The 3,824-nt window shown below is 68.8% G+C and carries 3 protein-coding genes; all 3 read left to right on the top strand.

Translation table 11 applies throughout. The features are described from left to right. Positions 1-237 precede the first annotated feature (237 nt). From metG to FV228_RS22785, 3 genes are read left to right on the top strand one after another with little or no spacing between them, the layout of a single operon-like run. Positions 238-1,815, top strand: coding sequence for a methionine--tRNA ligase (gene metG / locus FV228_RS22775; protein ID WP_147856678.1), 1,578 nt, complete (start codon positions 238-240; stop codon positions 1,813-1,815). A 17-nt stretch (positions 1,816-1,832) separates the two neighbouring features. Beyond that, positions 1,833-2,627, top strand: a complete 795-nt coding sequence (locus FV228_RS22780) for a TatD family hydrolase (protein WP_147856679.1) — start codon at positions 1,833-1,835, stop codon at positions 2,625-2,627. After that, positions 2,624-3,442, top strand: coding sequence for an MBL fold metallo-hydrolase (locus FV228_RS22785; RefSeq protein WP_147856680.1), 819 nt, complete (start codon positions 2,624-2,626; stop codon positions 3,440-3,442). Before FV228_RS22780 ends, FV228_RS22785 begins: the two co-directional genes overlap by 4 nt. Positions 3,443-3,824: the final 382 nt, after the last annotated feature.

Below are 3,824 nucleotides of genomic sequence, written 5' to 3' on the forward strand. Positions count from 1 at the left end.
GACCCCAAACGCGTGGCCGCCAGCCAGCGAAAACCCAAGCCGCGGTCTACCGAGCCCGCACGCCAGACCAACGCCCATGTCGCAACCGCCAGGGTTCTGGCAAATCAAACACCTTGAAAGGGCTGGGTCTCGGACCTTTTGAATCCATGATCGTCCGCGCGGCAGCGGCTGTTGCGTCCCCGCCGCTGCCGCGCGACAACGCGGGCAAGCTCCTGCGATGATCCGGAACACCCAGACGTGACGTCCAACGCCCCGGCGCACTCCCAAAAAACCTTCGGCCTCTCGACCGCGATCTCCTACCCCAACGGCGCGCCCCATATCGGCCACGCCTACGAGGTGATCGCCGCAGACGCCATCGCCCGCTTCCACCGGCTCGATGGCTACGACGTGCTGTTCTCCACCGGCACCGACGAGCACGGCCTCAAGATCCAGCAGGCGGCGACCCGGGCCGGCACCAGCCCGCGCGCGTATGTCGACGGCACCGCGGCGCGCTTCCAGGCGATGGCCGACCGGATGGACTGCACCTACGACCGCTTCATCCGCACCACCGAGCCCCGCCACTACGAAGCCGCGCAGGAGATCTGGCGGCGGATGGAGGCCAACGGCGACATCTACCTCGCCACGTATGCCGGCTGGTACTCGGTGCGCGACGAGGCCTATTACGACGAGGCCGAGACCCGCCTGCTGGAGGATGGCAGCCGCCGCAGCCTCGCCACCGACACGCCGGTCGTGTGGATGGAGGAGGAGAATTTTCTCTTCAGGTTGTCCGCCTATCAGGACCGGCTGCTCAAGCTCTACGAGGACCAGCCCGACTTCATCGGGCCGGAAACCCGAAGGAACGAGGTGGCGAGCTTCGTGCGCTCCGGCCTCAAGGACCTCTCGGTCAGCCGCACCAATTTCGACTGGGGCGTGCCGGTGCCGGGGCAGCCCGGCCACGTCATGTATGTCTGGGTCGACGCCCTGACCAACTACCTGACGGTGACGGGCTTCCCCGACGCGGAGCATCCCAAAAAGAAGTTCTGGCCGATGGACCTGCACGTGATCGGCAAGGACATCGTCCGGTTCCACGCGGTCTACTGGCCGGCCTTCCTGATGGCGGCCGGGCTGCCCCTGCCCAAGCGCGTCTTCGGCCACGGCTTCCTGCTTTCCAAGGGCGAGAAGATGTCGAAGTCGCTCGGCAACGTCCTCGATCCGTTCGAGCTCGCCGACACCTACGGGGTCGATCCCGTGCGCTACTTCGTGCTGCGCGAGGTGCCGTTCGGCGGCGACGGCAGCTACAGCCACGAGGCGATCATCGGCCGGATCAACGCCGACCTCGCCAACGACCTCGGCAACCTCGCCCAGCGCTCGCTCTCGATGGTCGCCAAGAACTGCGACGGCGCGGTGCCGGATCCCGGTTCCTTGGACGAGGCCGATCGCGCCCTGCTGGCCCAGGCCGACGCCCTTCCGGACAGGGTGCGGAGCCTGATGGGCGATCTCGCGCTCCACAGCGTTTTGGCCGAGATCTGGGCGGTGGTGGCCGAGGCCAACCGCTACTTCGCCGGCCAGGAGCCGTGGAAACTGCGCAAGTCCGATCCGGCCCGGATGAACGCGGTGCTCTACACGACGCTGGAATCGCTGCGGGCCTTCGGCATCCTGGTCCAGCCGTTCGTTCCGACCGCGGCCTCCAGGCTCCTGGACCTGCTGGCCGTCCCGGCCGACCGGCGCAACCTCGCCGATGCGGGGGAGGGCGGCCGCCTGGTGCCCGGCACCGCTTTGCCCGCCCCGGCCCCGGTCTTCCCCCGGTTCGAGCGGCCCGAAACGCCGGCGGCCTGACAGCGATCCGAGACACGATGCTGATCGACAGCCACTGCCACCTCGATTTCCCGGACTTTTCCGCGGACCTGCCCGGCGTGATCGCCCGCGCCCGAGCCGCGGGCGTCACCGGCATGCTCACCATCTCGACCCGGGTCGCCCGGGCCGGGACCTATCGGGCGATCGCCGAGGCCCATCCCGAGATCTGGTTCACCATCGGCACCCATCCGGACGGGGCCGCCGAGGAGCCGGATGTGCCCGCCGAGACGATCGCGGGACTCGCGACCGCGCATCCCCGCTGCGTCGGGATCGGCGAGGCCGGGCTCGACTACCACTATCCCGACGGCGCCCCCGAGACCGTGCAGGAGCGGGTGCTGCGCGCCCATATCGCGGCGGCGCGCCTGTCCGGCCTGCCGCTCGTCATCCACGCCCGGGATGCCGACGAGCACATGGAGCGGGTGCTCACCGACGAGATGGGCAAGGCGCCGTTCCGGGCGGTGCTGCACTGCTTCTCGTCGGGCCGGCGCCTCGCCGAGGTCGGGATCGAGCTCGGGCTGTCGATCTCGTTCTCCGGCATCGTCACCTTCCGGCGCTCGCACGCTTTGCGCGACATCGCCCGGAGCGTGCCCCTGGACCGGATCCTGGTGGAGACCGACGCGCCGTTCCTCGCCCCCGAGCCGCACCGCGGGCGGACCAACGAGCCGGCCTACACGGCCGACACAGCCCGGTCGCTGGCCGAGACCCTGGGGCTGTCCGCCGAAGACTTCGCCCGGATCACCACAGCGAATTTTTTCAACTTGTTCGACAAGGCTAAACCTGCGGAGGCAGCGTGACGACTTCGGAGGATGCGCCGGCAACGCTGACTTTGCGCATCCTCGGCTGCGGCTCCTCCGGGGGGGTGCCGCGGGTCGCCAGCGGCTGGGGTGCCTGCAACCCGGAGGATCCGCGCAACCGCCGCCGCCGCTGCTCGATCCTGGTTGAGCGTGCATCCGGGGGAGGGCGGACCACCCTGCTGGTCGACACCTCGCCCGACCTGCGCGAGCAGCTCATCGACGCGGATGTGCGGCGCCTCGACGGCGTGCTCTACACCCACGCCCATGCCGACCACACCCACGGCATCGACGACCTGCGCCCGTTGGTGATCGCCATGCGGGGGCGCATCCCGGTCTATGCCGACGCCTTGACCCGGTCGCTGCTGACCACACGGTTCGGCTACTGCTTCGAGACGCCCCCCGGCAGCGCCTATCCGCCGATCCTCGATTTGCGTGACCTCCCCGACGTGCTCAGCCTCGACGGGCCGGGCGGCGCGATCACGGCCGAATCGCTCCCGGTCGAGCACGGTACGGAGGCCGCCCTCGGCTTCCGCTTCGGCCGAGCCGCCTACATGCCCGATGTCAGCCTGATCCCCGAGGCGAGCCTGGATCGGCTCCGCGGTCTCGATCTCCTGATCATCGACGCGCTGCGGGACACGCCGCACCCGACGCACTTCTCCGTGTCGGACGCACTGGCGCTGATCGAGACGGTCCAGCCCCGGCGCGCCGTGCTGACCAACCTTCACACCGACCTCGACTACGCGGCCCTGGCCGCGCGCCTGCCGGACGGGGTGGTGCCGGCCTATGACGGGATGAACCTGAGCCTCGACGCCTGAACCGCTGTTCGCGGAGAGAGACCGAATCGGCCGTCACACAGCCGTCGCCGCAGGAGTCCAAGAAAATCGGCTCCGCCCCGGAACAACCCTGTTGACGGCCGGGATTGCGCTGCGTATACACCGCTCATCGGCGCCGGCCGCGGAAGTGGCCCGGGCGCTGAGGCATCTTCTGACAGTTCAGCGGGATTGGCCGGCTTAAGCGCCGGGCGATCGCCTGTCTGTCTCTGGTGGGTGGGTCTTCGGGCCTGATCGACCGGTCTTTGACATTGTTGGATTTGAGGAAGGGAGACGCGGACGGCGTTTGTCCTTGCGGCTGGAGCTTAGGCTTCGGCGTGTGAGAGACTAGTGCCGATCGTCGTATCTCTCTTTTTGAGCTCACCGA

The organism is Methylobacterium sp. WL18 (genome assembly GCF_008040015.1).
GTDB lineage: Bacteria > Pseudomonadota > Alphaproteobacteria > Rhizobiales > Beijerinckiaceae > Methylobacterium > Methylobacterium mesophilicum.